Annotated in this window: 16 protein-coding genes; 11 read left to right on the top strand and 5 right to left on the bottom strand. The window is 58.3% G+C overall.

From position 1 onward, the window contains the following. Positions 1–208: 208 nt before the first annotated feature. On the bottom strand, positions 209–481 hold the full coding sequence (locus tag AVCG78_RS02750; protein ID WP_234665085.1) for a hypothetical protein: 273 nt from the start codon (positions 479–481) through the stop codon (positions 209–211). Positions 482–582: 101 nt separating this feature from the next. Then, positions 583–1071 (bottom strand): GNAT family N-acetyltransferase, encoded by a 489-nt coding sequence (locus AVCG78_RS02745; RefSeq protein ID WP_071202811.1) that lies wholly within the window; start codon positions 1069–1071, stop codon positions 583–585. Between the two features lie 435 nt (positions 1072–1506). On the opposite strand from AVCG78_RS02745, the gene AVCG78_RS02740 reads away from it, so the two are divergent. After that, positions 1507–2109 (top strand): hypothetical protein, encoded by a 603-nt coding sequence (locus tag AVCG78_RS02740; RefSeq protein WP_071202807.1) that lies wholly within the window; start codon positions 1507–1509, stop codon positions 2107–2109. A 30-nt stretch (positions 2110–2139) separates the two neighbouring features. Here the strand turns inward: AVCG78_RS02740 and AVCG78_RS02735 are convergent, their stop codons facing one another. Beyond that, the gene (locus AVCG78_RS02735) at positions 2140–2943 is read right to left on the bottom strand and encodes a class I SAM-dependent methyltransferase (RefSeq protein ID WP_071202805.1); all 804 of its coding nucleotides are present in this window, start codon (positions 2941–2943) and stop codon (positions 2140–2142) included. Positions 2944–3170: 227 nt separating this feature from the next. On the opposite strand from AVCG78_RS02735, the gene AVCG78_RS02730 reads away from it, so the two are divergent. The 7 genes from AVCG78_RS02730 to AVCG78_RS02700 all read left to right on the top strand — a co-directional run bounded on the left by AVCG78_RS02730 (position 3171) and on the right by AVCG78_RS02700 (position 8935). Beyond that, on the top strand, positions 3171–4259 hold the full coding sequence (locus AVCG78_RS02730) for an ABC transporter substrate-binding protein (protein WP_156601510.1): 1089 nt from the start codon (positions 3171–3173) through the stop codon (positions 4257–4259). 163 nt (positions 4260–4422) lie between these two features. Continuing rightward, on the top strand, positions 4423–5574 hold the full coding sequence (locus tag AVCG78_RS02725) for an ABC transporter substrate-binding protein (RefSeq protein WP_071202801.1): 1152 nt from the start codon (positions 4423–4425) through the stop codon (positions 5572–5574). Beyond that, positions 5574–6653, top strand: coding sequence for a FecCD family ABC transporter permease (locus AVCG78_RS02720; protein ID WP_071202799.1), 1080 nt, complete (start codon positions 5574–5576; stop codon positions 6651–6653). Before AVCG78_RS02725 ends, AVCG78_RS02720 begins: the two co-directional genes overlap by 1 nt. Beyond that, positions 6647–7402 (top strand): ABC transporter ATP-binding protein, encoded by a 756-nt coding sequence (locus AVCG78_RS02715; RefSeq protein ID WP_071202797.1) that lies wholly within the window; start codon positions 6647–6649, stop codon positions 7400–7402. The genes AVCG78_RS02720 and AVCG78_RS02715 overlap by 7 nt, the downstream gene beginning before the upstream one ends. 193 nt (positions 7403–7595) lie before the next feature. Then, a complete protein-coding gene (locus tag AVCG78_RS02710; protein ID WP_071202795.1) occupies positions 7596–8087 on the top strand; it encodes a hypothetical protein in 492 nt (163 codons plus the stop codon). A gap of 168 nt (positions 8088–8255) precedes the next feature. Then, complete coding sequence (locus AVCG78_RS02705; protein ID WP_041696325.1) at positions 8256–8510, top strand: type II toxin-antitoxin system Phd/YefM family antitoxin; 255 nt, start codon at positions 8256–8258, stop codon at positions 8508–8510. Further along, positions 8507–8935: a hypothetical protein gene (locus tag AVCG78_RS02700; protein WP_139191244.1), complete on the top strand. Its 429-nt coding sequence runs from the start codon at positions 8507–8509 to the stop codon at positions 8933–8935. Before AVCG78_RS02705 ends, AVCG78_RS02700 begins: the two co-directional genes overlap by 4 nt. Positions 8936–8966: 31 nt before the next feature. Here AVCG78_RS02700 and AVCG78_RS02695 read toward each other — a convergent pair whose 3' ends face one another. Then, positions 8967–10169 (bottom strand): ROK family transcriptional regulator, encoded by a 1203-nt coding sequence (locus AVCG78_RS02695; protein WP_071202793.1) that lies wholly within the window; start codon positions 10167–10169, stop codon positions 8967–8969. Positions 10170–10568: 399 nt separating this feature from the next. Here AVCG78_RS02695 and xylF point away from each other — a divergent pair, with 399 nt between their 5' ends. From xylF to AVCG78_RS02680, 3 genes are all read left to right on the top strand, one after another. Then, positions 10569–11609 carry a D-xylose ABC transporter substrate-binding protein gene (xylF, locus tag AVCG78_RS02690; protein ID WP_071584855.1) on the top strand — a complete coding sequence of 347 codons (1041 nt, stop codon included), beginning with the start codon at positions 10569–10571 and terminating at the stop codon, positions 11607–11609. 330 nt (positions 11610–11939) lie between these two features. Continuing rightward, positions 11940–13253 carry a sugar ABC transporter permease gene (locus AVCG78_RS02685; protein WP_071202789.1) on the top strand — a complete coding sequence of 438 codons (1314 nt, stop codon included), beginning with the start codon at positions 11940–11942 and terminating at the stop codon, positions 13251–13253. 17 nt (positions 13254–13270) lie between these two features. Next, positions 13271–14056: an ATP-binding cassette domain-containing protein gene (locus AVCG78_RS02680; RefSeq protein WP_071202787.1), complete on the top strand. Its 786-nt coding sequence runs from the start codon at positions 13271–13273 to the stop codon at positions 14054–14056. Positions 14057–14081: 25 nt separating this feature from the next. On the opposite strand, the gene AVCG78_RS02675 is transcribed toward AVCG78_RS02680, so the two are convergent. Next, positions 14082–14954 carry an undecaprenyl-diphosphate phosphatase gene (locus AVCG78_RS02675; RefSeq protein ID WP_070149978.1) on the bottom strand — a complete coding sequence of 291 codons (873 nt, stop codon included), beginning with the start codon at positions 14952–14954 and terminating at the stop codon, positions 14082–14084. Between the last annotated feature and the right edge of the window lie 46 nt (positions 14955–15000).

Below are 15000 nucleotides of genomic sequence, written 5' to 3'. Positions count from 1 at the left end.
CGCCCGAGCCAGAGGATAAAATTGCGATTTCAATCTCTTACGAAAGATAATGTGAAGCGAGCCGCCAGCTCCGGGTCGATCTCCCCCCTTGAGGGGGAGATGCCTGGCAAGGCAGAGGGGGGTGAACCACGGATAAAAAAGAAAACCTCACGTCCTGTGGTGCGCGCGACGCTGCAAGCATATCAGGACGCGCCCGACATCGCCTCTGTCAATGCTGCGAAACCGGGTTTCTCGACCATTCCTGCAACGTTGTCCTGATCAGCACCAGCGCCGCATGGCGGGCCTGATCGCGCTCGGACGGATCGACAATACCGGCAAGCCGCGCCTCAAATGCACCCACGGTTTCGCGCACCCAGCGATGTAGGGCCGGGTCGGAATACCGATCCAGCAGGCTGCGGATAGCGCTTTCTATCCGCCGGTTTTCCATGGCGAGCGTCTCAGCCCTTGTTTGGTCGGTTTTCTTGAGCATTGCCGAAGTCATGCGATATCGTCACTTTCACCTTCTTCAAGAAGGTCTAATATAGAAGGCCGGGCTTGCCCCAGGCATGCCGTTTTCGGCCTATGAATGTCGGGTAACGGATGTCAGGCCAGCGCCTGAATATAGCGCATGCCGGTCACCGGACGGGCGGAGAAGTCCATCTGCTCGTAGAAACGATGGGCGGCGAAATTGCCGGTGGCGGCGGACACCGAAAGGTAATCGCAGCCGGACTGGCGCGCCACGTCACGGGCGCGGGCAATCAGGTGCTGGCCGATGCCATTGCCCCGCTGACCGTCACGCACATAGAGATGCAGCATTTCCATGCCGCGCTTGCCTTCATTGGCCCTGTAAAGCGGCATCAGGATGGCATAGCCGATCAACTGTTCACCGCCATCGGCCACAAGTGCTGTGATCCACGGCATGGGGCCGAACAGGTCGCGTTTCAGCGTTTGCGGGGTCATGTCGGAGGCATCGCCGTGATGGGCGGCCAAGGCCGCGATCATCTCGTTCAACTCCGGCAGGTCGCCGGGCTGGGCATTGCGAATGCTGACCATTTCAGGTCTTGGCAGGGTAATGTCGCTATCTTCAGTCATGGCTGCTTCCCTCTTGAAATACCGCCGTCAGGGAAGCTTGTGCAAACAACAAGGCCGCCTGACGGCGGCCTGTTGACATGGTGATCTGTCAGGCCGCCGGCTACCGGTAGGCCCAAAAATACGTGCAGGAAATGGTTGTGCGCGTGTCGATCATGTCGCCATTAAAGCGCTTGCTTAGGGCAAATGTCAACCTTCGACCTCGTCTTCGTTCCGCAGCTGCAATGGCCACGGGCCATCAACGCCATCTCGTGCCATTCTTCTGACCTTCCAGATACACTTCTTTAGATTGCTTTATTCAATTACGCAATCTTAAATAGATTTTTGTGTTTGTATCGACTTTGCCGCTAAGCCGCTGGAGAAGTCACCCTATCTCAGACATCGAAAAGCCAAATTTGAAGAAATGTCTGTCGTAAACAGCAAGCGGATTCAATCTCTATGACAGGCTTTCAGCAAGTCATCCTCTTCCTCATGGCATCCTTTGCTGTCTATCTCCTGGTGCAGCCCTTTGTGAACAACTGGGGGCAGACGCCCCGCAAACGGGTCTGCCTGTTCAGGGACAAGTGGAGTTTTTCCTTCTATCTCAATATGTCTACGACGAAAAAAGGCAAATTGATCTATACTTTCTCTGGCATATTCGACGGCTCTTTCTCGCGTCGGATCGAGCCACAACATATGAAACTGCTGATCGAGAAGATCAGAATACTCCGCGACGACATCGAGACTGGGTCATATTACGTCAGCCGACCCTATCAAGCAAAAATTGGTGACAATAAAAGGGGAAAATTATATTTTGGACCCACATTCACTGTGTTCAAGCGGTACGGGTTCGTCAGTTACCTGAGCGAGGAAAACGAACAGAAATATCATAACGACCTATTCGATATCTTCATCTGCGATGCACCAAAGGGTCATTTCGCGGTTTTCAAACCACTGGGCGTTCCTGAAATTTCGCCGCTGATCCGGTTTTCCCTGCTGGACATGAAGAAGACCTGCGAACAGGTTCTCGAGGCCTTCGAGAAGGATTTTGCCGAATCCTGAGTGATTGCCTCGGCAACACCGATCACAGCCTCACCGCACTGCGCAGATCGCATAGCGATGCTGGGTCGCCCGCTCCAGACCCTTCAAAAACCCAAAATTGGCCCGTTGCGCCCGGTTGATGGCGCGCAAGTCTGTATCGACAGTCACGGAGGAAAAACCGGCCTCTTTCAGCAGAGCCACCACGGCATCCGCCCTGGCGCCTTGGGAAAAATACACCCGCGAGAGAATGCTCCGGTGAGTTTCCACCAGCGACGATGCCGGGCCGTGATGGGCGACGGTTTTGCCGATGCCAAGGCGTGACGCCAGCTTGGCCAGCAGGCCGGTCAATTTGGCAAGCGGGCTGGGATTGACGAAATCGCCATCAACGATCAGCAGCTTGCCGCCGGGTTTCAACACACGGTGCCATTCCCTAAAGGCTGTGAGCGGATCGACCAGCGTCCAGACCAGATGACGATTGGTGATGGCGTCGTAGCTTGCCTCCGCCTCCATGGTGTTTTCGGCGTCGCCGATCAGGAAGCGGATATTGCGGCCACGGGATTTGGCCTTGGCGCGGGCGCGTTCCAGCATCGGTTCAGCCCAATCCATGCCGGTCACTGAAAACCCGAGATCATCCAGCAGATGCGAGACGACGCCAGTGCCTGACGCCAGATCCAGCACCTTGCGACCCTCGCCAGCGCCCAGATGTTTACGGATCAGCGCATGCCAGGCGCCGCGCTCGTTTTCGGAAAAGATCTCGTGGCCCGGCTGGCTGTCGAAGGTTTCGGCGCGGGCCGACCAATAGGCCTTGATCTCGTCTTTCAGGTTGTAATTCTGTTGCATTGCCGTCTGCGTCATGCCCGCAAAACCCCTCAAAATCTCTGGAATTCTTCTAAAAGATATTTCTTGACTGTTAAAGTCATAAAAACATAAATCCACGGCGAAACACTGTGTGGGCATTGAAACAGAGATCTGGTGGGGACGCCATTCCGCTTTCGTGCTCGCACAACAGAAAATTATATTTGGAGGCAAACGTGTTCAACGTTCATGGGGTGGCTTGCGCAGCCGCATTTTCGCTCGCGCTGATGTCCGGCGTGGCAGTCGCCGGCGAGATGGTGAAGATCAAGGATATTACCGGTCGTGAGGTCGAGGTCAGCGTGCCGGTAGAGCGGGTGATCCTCGGTGAAGGACGGCAGATCTATTTCACCGCCGCCCTCGATACCGAAACACCGTTCAAGCGTATCGTTGGCTGGCGCGACGATTTTAAGAAGGCCGATCTGGACGGATACAATGCCTATCTGGAAAAATTCCCGGACATGGCAAAAATCCCGACCTTTGGCGGCATGAAAGACGGCACGTTCGATATCGAACAGGCCGTGACGCTGAAGCCTGACGTGATCATCATGAATATCGACGCCAAGTCGGCGACCGAGGAAAGCGGCTATATCGAAAAGCTTGCCAAGGTCGGCATTCCCCTCGTTTACGTCGATTTCCGCGAAAAGGCCATGGAAAATACCGACCCGTCGATGCGGCTGATTGGCAAGCTCTATGGCAAGGAAAAGCGCGCCGAAGAGTTCGTTGAGTTCCATGATGCGCAGATCAAGCGCGTCACCGAGACGCTGGCCAACGCCAAAGACCTGAAAAAGCCTGTCGTGTTCATGGAACGCGCCGGTGGCTACAGCGACGATTGCTGCATGTCGTTCGGTAACGAGAATTTCGGCAAGATGGTGCAGCTCGCCGGTGGCGTCAACATGGCCGGAACCATCATTCCCGGCACGTTCGGCACCGTCAATCCCGAGCAGATCATCGCCTCCAACCCCGATCAGGTGATCGTGACGGGCGCCAATTGGGAACTGTATGTCCCCGGCGGCAAATGGGTTGGCGTTGGCCCCGGTGCCGACAAGGCACTGGCCGAAAAGAAGCTGGCCGACCTGATGAAACGCCCCGCCTTTACCGATATCAAGGCGGTGAAGGATGGCAATGTCCATGCCATCTGGCACCAGTTCTACAACAATCCCTACCAGTTCGTCGCCGTGCAGCAGATTGCCAAATGGCTGCATCCAGAGCTGTTTGGAGATCTGGACCCGGAAGCGACTTTCAAGGAATTGCATGAGCGCTTCCTGCCAGTGCCCTACCGTTCCGGCTATTTTGTCTCGCTGAACACGGGTCTCTAGAGTTTGTCAGGGAAAAGTGGAACCCGGTTTTCCCGAAAAGACAAACGAAAACAAAGAAGTTTAGAGACTGTCTGGTTCAATCTGAACCTGACAGACTCTAATATTTTCAAAGGCTTCCGGCGGCTGGCACTTGTCGCCGGAATTTATATCAAGAGGTTTGTTGATGACTTTCAGGATGATCATGCGGGCGCTCGTCGCCCTTTTGCCGTTTATGGCCGCACCTGCGCTCGCCGCCGAGATTACCGATGTCGCTGGCCGCACGGTAACACTCGACCTGCCCGCCAAGCGGGTTCTGGTCGGCGAAGCCCGACAGATCCACACCATCGCGGCGCTGGCCGGGGACAAGACCTTCGACACCATTGTCGGCTGGCGCGACGACATGGTGAAGAAAGACCCCGACAGCTACGCCGCCTATGTCGAGCGCTTCCCTGAGATCGCCAAGCTGCCGCAATTCGGCTATCTGCCGCAGGGCGGCTTCAGCCTGGAAGCAGCGATTGCCCTGCATCCCGATGTGATGACGCTTAATCTGGAAGTGTTACAGGCGGCGCGGGAAAGCGGGCTGGAGGAAAAGGCGGCAGCGGCGGGCATTCAGGTCGTCTATGTCGATTTCCGCCTCGATCCTGACAAGAATACCGAGAAATCCATTGAAATCCTCGGCCAGATTTTTGGCGCAGAAGACAAGGCGAAAGAGCTGATCGCCTATCGCCGCCAGCAGATTGCAATTGTCACCGACCGGCTGGCCGCTGTGAAGGACCTGAAACGACCCAACGTCTTCATGGAACGCGCGCCGGGCAATGATGCGGAAGGCGGCTGCTGCCGCACCTTCGGCCCGGCCAATTTCGGCCAGATGATCGATATCGCCGGTGGGCATAATATCGCCTCCGACATCATCTCCACCACCTTTGGCGAAATCAGCATCGAACAGCTGATCGCCTCCGATCCGGCCCAGATCATCGTCACCGGCTCCAACTGGCTGGCGGAATCCAAGACCAATCGTTTCGTGCATGTCGGGCGGGGTGCCGATCCCGAAAAGGCCCGCGCCAAGCTGCAAACCCTGATCGAGCGCACCGGCTTCGACGGGCTTGCCGCCGTGCGCAATCGCCAGGTCCATGCCGCGTGGCACCAGTTCTACGGCGTACCCTATGAATTTGTTCCTATCCAGCAATTCGCCAAATGGTTCCACCCGGAGCTGTTTGCCGATCTTGACCCTGACCGGACCTTCCGGGAATTTCACCAGAAATTCCTGCCAGTCGCCTATAAGCCGGGCTATTTCGTCTCAATGAACCCGTCGGACGACGAAAAAGGATCAAACTGATGACTGTTGCCATTGAGAGCGCCGCTGAGGTGCAGGGTGAAGGAAAGGGGCGCAGCCAATATCGCGCGCTGACCGCCCGGCGCGTCACCATTCTCCTGTGCCTGCTGGCGGCTCTGGCCACAAGCGTTGCCGTTGATATGGCGCTCGGACCGGCCCGCTATACGCTATCCCAGGTGCTGTCGGCCATTTTCACCCCCGATAGCGTCTCAAACCAGATCCGGGTGGTGATCTGGGATATCCGCATGCCGATTGCGCTGATGGCGGTCACCGTCGGCGCCTGTCTGTCGCTGGCGGGAGCGCAGATGCAGACCATTCTGGCCAATCCGCTGGCAAGCCCGTTTACCCTCGGCATTTCGGCTGCCGCCGGTTTTGGGGCGGCGCTAGCATTGGTCGGCGGCATTGCCGTGTTTCCGGCCGCCATCGAATTCATGGTGCCGATCAATGCCTTCCTGATGGCGATGCTCGCCTCGCTATTCATCTATGGCGTCTCGACCATGCGCGGCGTGACGGTGGAAACCATCGTGCTGCTCGGTATTGCGCTGGTCTTCACCTTCAACGCGCTGCTATCGTTGCTGGAATATCTGGCCTCGGAACAGGCGCTGGCCGCCGTGGTGTTCTGGACCATGGGCAGCCTGACCAAAGCGACCTGGATGAAGGTTGGCGTAACGCTGGCCGTGCTGGTTATCTCGGTGCCGCTGTTTGCGCGCCGCGCCTGGGCTTTGACGGCGCTGCGGCTGGGCGATGACAAGGCAGCCAGCCTTGGCGTCAATGTCCGGGCGCTCCGGCTGGAAACTATGATGCTGGTCAGCCTGCTGGCCGCCATTCCTGTGTCCTTTGTCGGCACCATCGGTTTTGTCGGTCTGGTCGGACCGCATATCGCCCGCATGCTTGTGGGTGAAGACCAGCGGTTCTTCCTGCCCGGCTCTGTCATCTGCGGGGCCTTGCTGCTGTCTGTCACCTCGGTCGTCTCGAAAATGCTGATCCCCGGCGCCATTCTCCCCATCGGGGTGATAACCGCGCTGGTCGGCGTTCCCTTCTTCTTCTCGCTGATTTTTACCAACAGGAGGCGCGCATGGTAAGCCTGAAGCTCGACCGCGTCGGCGCCCGCTATGGCCGCGCCCAGGTGTTTGAAGACATCAGCACCGATTGGCTGACCGGCGGCGAAATGACCGCGCTGATCGGCCCGAATGCGGCGGGCAAATCCACCCTGTTCAAGCGCATTGCCGGGCTGATTTCCGGCCCCGGCGTGGTTGCCGTGGAAGATGTGCGCGAAGGCTACCGCCCGATCTGTTACATGCCACAGGATACCGGCGCCAATGCGGTGCTGACCGTCTATGAAAGCGTGCTGCTGGCCGCCAAGCAAGGCGGTGGCTGGCGGGTGGCCGATGGCGAACTCAACGATATCGACCGGATTCTGGCCGCTCTGCGCATCTCCGATCTCGCCTTCCGCGACCTCGGCGCGCTGTCGGGCGGCCAGCGGCAATTGGTGGCGATTGCCCAGGCGCTGGTGCGCAAACCCGAAGTGCTGCTGATGGACGAGCCGACCTCGGCGCTCGACCTGTTCCGGCAAATCGAAGTGCTGGACTTCATGCGCAAGATCGCCACCCGCGAAGGCATTGCCGTGCTGATCGCGCTGCATGACCTCAACCATGCGCTTCGCTATTGCAGCCGCACCCTCGTCATCGGCGGCGGCAAACTGATCGCCTCAGGCCCCACCGAAGACGTCATCACCCCCACCCTGCTTCGCGACGTCTACCGCGTCGATGCCCGCATCGAGGCATGTAGCCAGGGGCGCTTGCAGGTGATTGTCGATGGGGCTTTGGTGTGACAATTCAACCATCGGGTGGAATTATAGAGCAGATATAAAGCGCGACAGCGAATGAGGGCTGTCACGCGTTCATTCGCTGGTGGTAACCCAGCGCTCATGCATGCCTGCGACGTCTGTTATCGATCTTTTTGAGTGGCAATATCGAGGCTGAGACTTTGACCGCCCTCCCCCAAGAGCCGAGGTAGGAGCGGAAATGCAGTTTTTCACGTTAGAATGGGCGACAGGCGATCAGGATGACGGCGATCCGGTCGCAGAATACAGCCAGTTTCTGAGCACCCTGGACAAAGACAGCGCCGTTTACACATTCGCGACATCGGTCAGTTTGAATGATGCGATTATTGAACATGCCGTTTTCGAGCAGGCTTCGAAGAGGCTCAAGCTGGTTCTCCTGACCGGAGATCTTCAAATTGGTTATTGGCGGACGGAAATCCAATACACCCATGCGACAATCATGGGGCGGGAGATCCTGGTCGAGGCCCTGCATGAGCATCCCTCGGAAATATGGTATGATGAGTTCTTCTCCAATAGCGATCGGCTGTCGCATGGCTTTTTGCTGGTGCCGCGCCGTTTATCCGATGGCCTCAGCCAGGAATTCAGCGTCCAGTTCACCTCATTCAGTTACAAGCAGCATGCGGTGGCGAACAGAGAGACCACCCCTCCCGTCACTTGCTTTGAAATTCGGTAAATCCTTTGTACCGAAAGAGTGTGCCGCACTGTAGGTTCTCTGGAGCACAGTCACGTTAAATAAGCCGATTATCGAGTTGCGGCTGGCTGATCGACCGAAGTTCTATCGACTCTCATTGACATTTTGCGCAAATTACGTATTTTACACCTTTATTAAAGGAGACGGGCCATGGCAGATGCAATGCGGGTATCCGCGACCCAATTTTCCCGTCATTTTGCCCAGTATCAGGATGAGGCCCATGCTGCCGGGGTGATCGAGATCACCTCCCATGAGCGGGTGATCGGCGGTTATCTCAGCGCCCGTGAGCTGGAACATTATCGGCATTTGAAAAAAATGGAACGGCAGGTCGTCACCTTCAGCGAATTCGACGAGGACATGCTTGCGGAGCTTCGGGACACCGAATGGGGCGTCATCTCTAAGTGACCTATCCGGACCCTATTCCTGGTCTTGTCGTTCGTTACAATTACCTCTTGCGCAAAGACGAGTTGAGCGGATTTACGATTGGTGACAAGGATCGACCTTGCGCTATAATCTTGTCGTCCAAGAAAACTGGCTTGGTGACGGTTATCCCGATCACGCACTCTCCTCCCGAATCGGGAGAAGAACATCTCTCCATCGAAATCCCCTCCGATATTTGCAGGCAATGTGGCCTTGACGATAGCGGGAATTACATTCGTCTCGGTGAGACCAATCGATTTTTATGGCCTGGAATCCATCTGCGTAACCTTCCATCCGCTCCATCCAGAGTGGATTATGGAATGCTGCCGAAAGCGTTTTTTGAAGAGGTGCTGGCGCGCATCATCGATATGGTTGAAAAGCAAATGGTCAGTGTGACCAAGCGGGGCTGAACCTGCTGGGCATTTGGGAGGCTGCTACGCCTCACCCACCCCCAAACAACCGCTCATCAATCGCCCTCAGCGCATGATCCACATGCCCCTCCTGCACCAGATCGGCCTCGTCGCCAACTAGGCTGATCGGCGGGGCGCCGTCGAGGCGGACTTGCAGGGATTGGGCAAGACCCTCTTCTATGCCCTGCGCTAGCAGGTCATAATAGCGGGTGCCGGGGCCGGTGATGATGACGGGGAGCGTTTCGTGGAGGCTGAACACCCGTGACAGGCCCTGGCCCAACGCCAGCCCTGCCTGGCGGAAGGCATATTGGGCCATGCGATTGCCCTGACGCGCCGAGAGGGCGATTTTATCCATCTCGGTAATCGGCACAAACTTGGCGGGAATGGTATCGGGCCGCACTTCAAACGCCATGCGCAGAATGCCGTAGAAGCCGGCGGAGGCCTCGATACAGCCGCGCGCGCCGCAGCGGCACAACTTGCTGTCGGCGGTATTGAGCATATGGCCGAAATTCGGGGCGCTGACCGCCACCGTTCCATCCGGCATCGGCCTTGCAATACCAAGGCCGATGCTGTGGCCGAGCGACAGCGCGATCAGGCCGCGAAACGTGCCATCCTGGGCATCCATACGGCGGCTGAGACCGTGGGCCACCAGCAGGGTCTCGTTGCTGAGCAGAGCCATGGCCTTTTCGAAATCACCAAGGCCCGCCTTGAGGTCAAGCGGTTGCTGGCCGAATACTGGTGTCCAGAGCAGTCTTGCGCCGCCCGCATCGACAATGCCTTTGGAACTGACAGAGAGAACGGCGACCTTTTCCGGCTCCAGTTTCGACCGGCTGGCCAGACGGGCAAGGTTGCGGCCTAGCCCTTCGATAAAGCCTGCCGCAGACACATCAAGCGGGCGCTGCTCCTCGAAACGGTCCATCAGCTTGCCGCGAAAATCCGACAGGGTGTAATTCAGCCGGTCGGAGGAAATCCTGACCGACATCACATAAGCAAAATCCCGGCGGCGCGACAGGGCGACACGCGGTCTGCCCCGTGCGCCAGCAATCTGCTGCTCATGTCGCTCGATCACACCGGCCTGTTCCAGCTCACTGGTAATGGCGGTCACTGTTGCCGAGGCAAGACCGGTCACGGCGGCGATCTGGGTATGGGACATGGCCTGTTCCACCCGCAAGGCGGCGAGAACCAGGGCCGAATTCTGGCGGCGGATCTGTTCGGTGCTGGATTTCATCAGCATCGATGCGCCGACCTGTTCCTGTTTTCTGTCATCTCTGCCTGAACCACATGCCCCTCCCAAAGCATCTGTTTCACTGCAACACCCAAACCCTTCTGGGTCATCCTGAACCAGCAGGGTCTGATTTTTCTATGACCCATTTGTCATTTTGGGAAAAGCGCTGTTCCTTTCCCCCTGGGCAAACTCACAGGTGTTGCAGGTCCCGCCCCATGCACCCGTTTATGCTCACAACAGGCGTATTGACAGGGTGAATTTCTTCTGCCAGTTATTTTCTCGACTGTCGAGAAAAACAATCGTCTGGCTTGAAAGAGCCTGATGATTGGGGAACAGAGGCAGTTTTCTGGCAGCGTGGCGGCGGACGAGGAGGTCTGCCCGCGCTGCCTTCACCTGGGGAGGTTTACAATGAAATCCGTTTTGAAACTGATGGCAGTGGCTGCCGTCATGACGTCCGCCTATGGTCCTGTTCATGCCAAGGATCTGGTGGTTGGCGTGTCCTGGTCCAACTTCCAGGAAGAGCGCTGGAAGACCGATGAGGCCGCAATCAAGGAAGCACTGAAGGCGCATGGTGCAAAGTATATTTCCGCCGACGCCCAGACATCCGCCGCCAAGCAGCTGACCGATATCGAAAGCCTGATTGCGCAAGGCGCCAACGCACTGATCGTGCTGGCGCAGGATTCGAGCGCCATCGGCCCGGCCATCGAAAAGGCTGCGGCTGAAGGCATTCCTGTCATCGGCTACGACCGCCTGATCGAGAACCCCAACACCTATTACATCACCTTCGACAACAAGGAAGTCGGCCGCTTGCAGGCCAAGGAAGTGATGAAGGTCAAGCCCACAGGCAATTACGTGTTCATCAAGGGCGGCTCGACCGACCCGAACGCCGATTTCGTGTTCTCCGGCCAGATGGAAGTGCTGAAGGATGCCATGGCCAGCGGCAAGATCAAGAATGTCGGTGAAGCCTATACCGATGGCTGGAAGCCGGAAATTGCCCAGAAAAACATGGAGCAGTTTTTGACCGCCAACAACAACAAGGTCGATGCGGTCGTCTCGTCCAATGACGGCATGGCGGGCGGCGTTGTCGCAGCGCTGGAAGCACAGGGGCTTGCCGGTTCCGTACCGGTTTCCGGTCAGGATGGCGACAAGGCGGCGCTGAACCGCGTGGCGTTGGGCACCCAGACCGTCTCGGTGTGGAAAGACAGCCGCATGCTGGGCAAAAAGGCCGGTGATGTGGCCGTGGCATTGGCTGGCGGCAAAAAACTCACCGACATTCCTGACACCACCAAATTCAAGGGTGGTAGCAAGGGTGTGGAAATCAACTCGCAATTCCTGACACCGCAGGCCATCACCAAGGACAATCTCAACGTTGTTCTGGATGCCAAGTGGATCACCAAGAGCGAGTTGTGCCAGGGCGTGAAAGCCGGAGCCGTGGCGGTCTGCAAGTAAGGGCGATTGGGGGCCGCGCAGCGGAAACATGCGCTGCTGTGTGTGGCTTACCCCCCTCTGCCCTGCCGGGCATCTCCCCCTCATGGGGGAGATTGGATAGAGTTAAATGCTCATTTCCAATCACCCGTCGCTAAACCCAAAATGCCGAAATGAAATGAACTGCTAGGGATAAACCGCGAGTCGATCTCTCCCTTGAGGGGGAGATGTCCGGCAGGACAGAGGGGGGTACCCCGCACACCGCCCATCAAACGCATCCCATACGCGCCACCAACGCTGGCACGCAAGCGGCCCTTAGCGCAGACCCAAAGGTCATAGAGGAGTACCCGATCCATGGTGGATCACACACTTGGCGCAGCATCCAGCAGTGCGCGTCCGTCAACGGTCAGTCCCTGGCGGCGGTTTCTGAACGCTACCGAAATCGACACCCGGTTGATGGGCATGGTGGTCGCGCTGCTGCTCATCTGGTTCGGCTTCCATATTCTGTCGGATGGTCTGTTTCTGACCCCGCGCAATCTGTGGAACCTATCGGTCCAGGCGGCGTCGGTCTCGGTCATGGCCACGGGCATGGTGCTGGTTATCGTCACCCGCAATATCGATCTGTCCGTCGGATCGATCCTGGGCTTTGTCGGCATGATGATGGCCGTCACCCAAACCAAGTTTCTGCCGCAGCTGCTCGGCTACGACCATCCGCTGATGTGGGTTTTGGCACTGTCGCTCGGCATTGTCATCGGCGCAGCAATCGGGGCGTTTCAGGGCGCGATCATTGCCTTTCTCAACGTGCCGTCCTTCATCGTCACGCTCGGCGGTCTGCTGGTCTGGCGCGGCTGCGCCTGGATGGTGACGAGCGGTGCGACCGTCGCGCCGATGGATACCCGTTTTCGCCTGATGGGCGGCGGTGCGGATGGCTCGATTGGGGCCACCGCCAGCTGGGTGGTCGGGATCATCGCCTGCGTATTCATCGTGTTGTCGATCCTGCATTCCCGCCGTCAGCGCAAGCGGTTCGGCTTTCCGCTAAAGCCGATCTGGGCTGAATATTTCATGGGACTGATCGGCTGCGGTGCGGTGCTTGGCTCCGTCAGCGTGCTCAACAGCTATTACATGCCGGTCAATCTGGCCCGCAAATATGCCGAGGCCAACAATATCGCCTGGCCGGACAGCGGGCTGGACATTTCGCTGGGTATTGCCATTCCGGTGTTGATCGCGCTTGGCATTGCCATGGTCATGAACTTCATCACCAACCGCACAAGGTTTGGCCGCTATGTGTTTGCCATTGGCGGCAATCCGGAAGCTGCCGTGCTGGCGGGCATCAAGACCCGCTGGGTGACAGTGCGGATCTTTGCGTTGATGGGCGCGCTCTGCGCCATTGCCGCAGCGATTTCCACCGCCCGTCTCAATGCCGCCACCAATGCGCAGGGCACGCTGGACGAGCTTTACACCATTGCCGCAGCCGTGATTGGCGGCACATCGCTGGCCGGCGGGGCCGGCACCATTGCCGGTGCGGTATTGGGTGCCATCGTCATGCAATCGCTGAATTCGGGCATGGTGCTGCTGGGCATGGATACGCCGCTGCAAAGCATCGTCATCGGCATGGTGCTGGTCGTCGCTGTCTGGCTGGATACGGTTTACCGCGCCCGCACCCGATAAAAAGCAGGAGAAACGTTATGACACAACAGAACACGCCTCTTGTGGAAATGAAGAATATCTCCATCTCCTTCGGCGGTATTCATGCCGTCGATGATGCCTCGGTGGATCTTCACGCAGGCGAAGTCGTCGCCCTGCTCGGCCATAACGGTGCGGGCAAATCGACGCTGATCAAGATCCTGTCGGGCGCTTATAAACGCGATACCGGCGAAATCCTGATCAATGGCCAGCCAGCCGACATCAACAATCCGCGTGATGCCAAGCGCCACGGCATCGAGACCATCTACCAGACACTGGCCGTCGCCGACAATGTCGATGCCGCCGCCAATCTCTATCTGGGACGCGAGCTGCGTACCCCCTGGGGCACGCTGGATGATGTCGCTATGGAGGCCAAGGCGCGTGAGGTGATGGGGCGGCTCAATCCGAATTTCCAGCGATTCAAGGAGCCGGTGAAAGCCTTGTCAGGCGGCCAGCGGCAATCGGTGGCCATAGCCCGCGCCATCCTGTTTGATGCCCGCATCCTGATCATGGATGAGCCGACCGCAGCGCTTGGTCCTCAGGAAACCGCCCAGGTGGGCGAGCTGATCCTGCAACTGAAAAAGGAAGGCATCGGCATTTTCCTGATCAGCCATGACATTCACGATGTCTTCGATCTGGCCGACCGGGTGTTCGTGATGAAAAACGGCAAGGTGGTCGGCCATGCCCGGACGCAGGATGTCACCAAGGATGAAGTGCTGGGCATGATCATCATGGGCAAAGTGCCGCCGGGTGCCGTGCCTGGCCCCGGCGCGATGCAGGTGGTTTGAAGGCCCCGGATTACGAGGCCCAGGTTTAGGACGCCATGCCGGAGGCGGCCGCCGCCAGCAGGACCACGCCCAGAATGATCCGGTAGATCACGAATGGCCAGGTGGAGAAACGCTCCAGAAAGCGCATCAGACCCCAGATCGCGATGAGCGAGGAGATGCCACCGGCCACCAGGCCGACACCCAGCAGCGCCCAGCCATGGCTGTCCAGCGCCAGCTTGTGCAATTCCCAGACCTCCTTGAGACCAGCCAGAAGAATGGCTGGCAGGCCGAGCAGGAAGGAAAAGCGCGCTGCTTCCTCACGCTTGAAGCCCAGCGCCAGCGCCGCCGTCATCGTCGCGCCGGAACGCGACACACCGGGGATCAGCGCGCCGACCTGGGCGATGCCGACGAGAAGAATATCCAGCGGGCGGATGCTGGGCAGGTCGCGGCGATGTTTGGCCAGAAGCTCGGTGGCGGCCAACAGCCCGCCCATGACCAGACAGGCCAGCCCCACAGCCCAGAGGCTACGCAGCGGCGAACCGCAGCTGTTCAGCGTATGCGACAGCGCCAGCCCGGCGACGATGATCGGCAGCGTGGCGATCAGAATCCACAGCACCAGCTGGAAATCGAAATTCTCGAAGTCGCGGCGTTTCACGGCGCTGATCGAGCCACTGGCCAGTCCGTAAATATCGCGCCAGAAATAGCTGATCACGCCGACCAGCGCCGCCATCTGCATGGCGGCTGAAAAGGCAGCGCCCGGATCGGGCCAGCCCAGCAGCGCTGGCACCACCCGCATATGGGCCGAGGACGACACCGGCACCAGTTCCGTCACCCCCTGCACCACGCCTAGAAACGCGGTCTGGATAAAACTCAGATCGACAAAGCCCGTTGCCGAACCCACCACGCATGCATCCGCCATCTTTCTATCCCTTGCCTTGCCCGCTCATTGCCCGTTCTGGCATCAA

This window comes from Gillisella vitis, from assembly GCF_021559775.1.
GTDB lineage: Bacteria > Pseudomonadota > Alphaproteobacteria > Rhizobiales > Rhizobiaceae > Allorhizobium > Allorhizobium ampelinum.
Note: the sequence above shows the minus strand (reverse complement) of the source record. Positions and strands in the feature narration are given on the sequence as shown.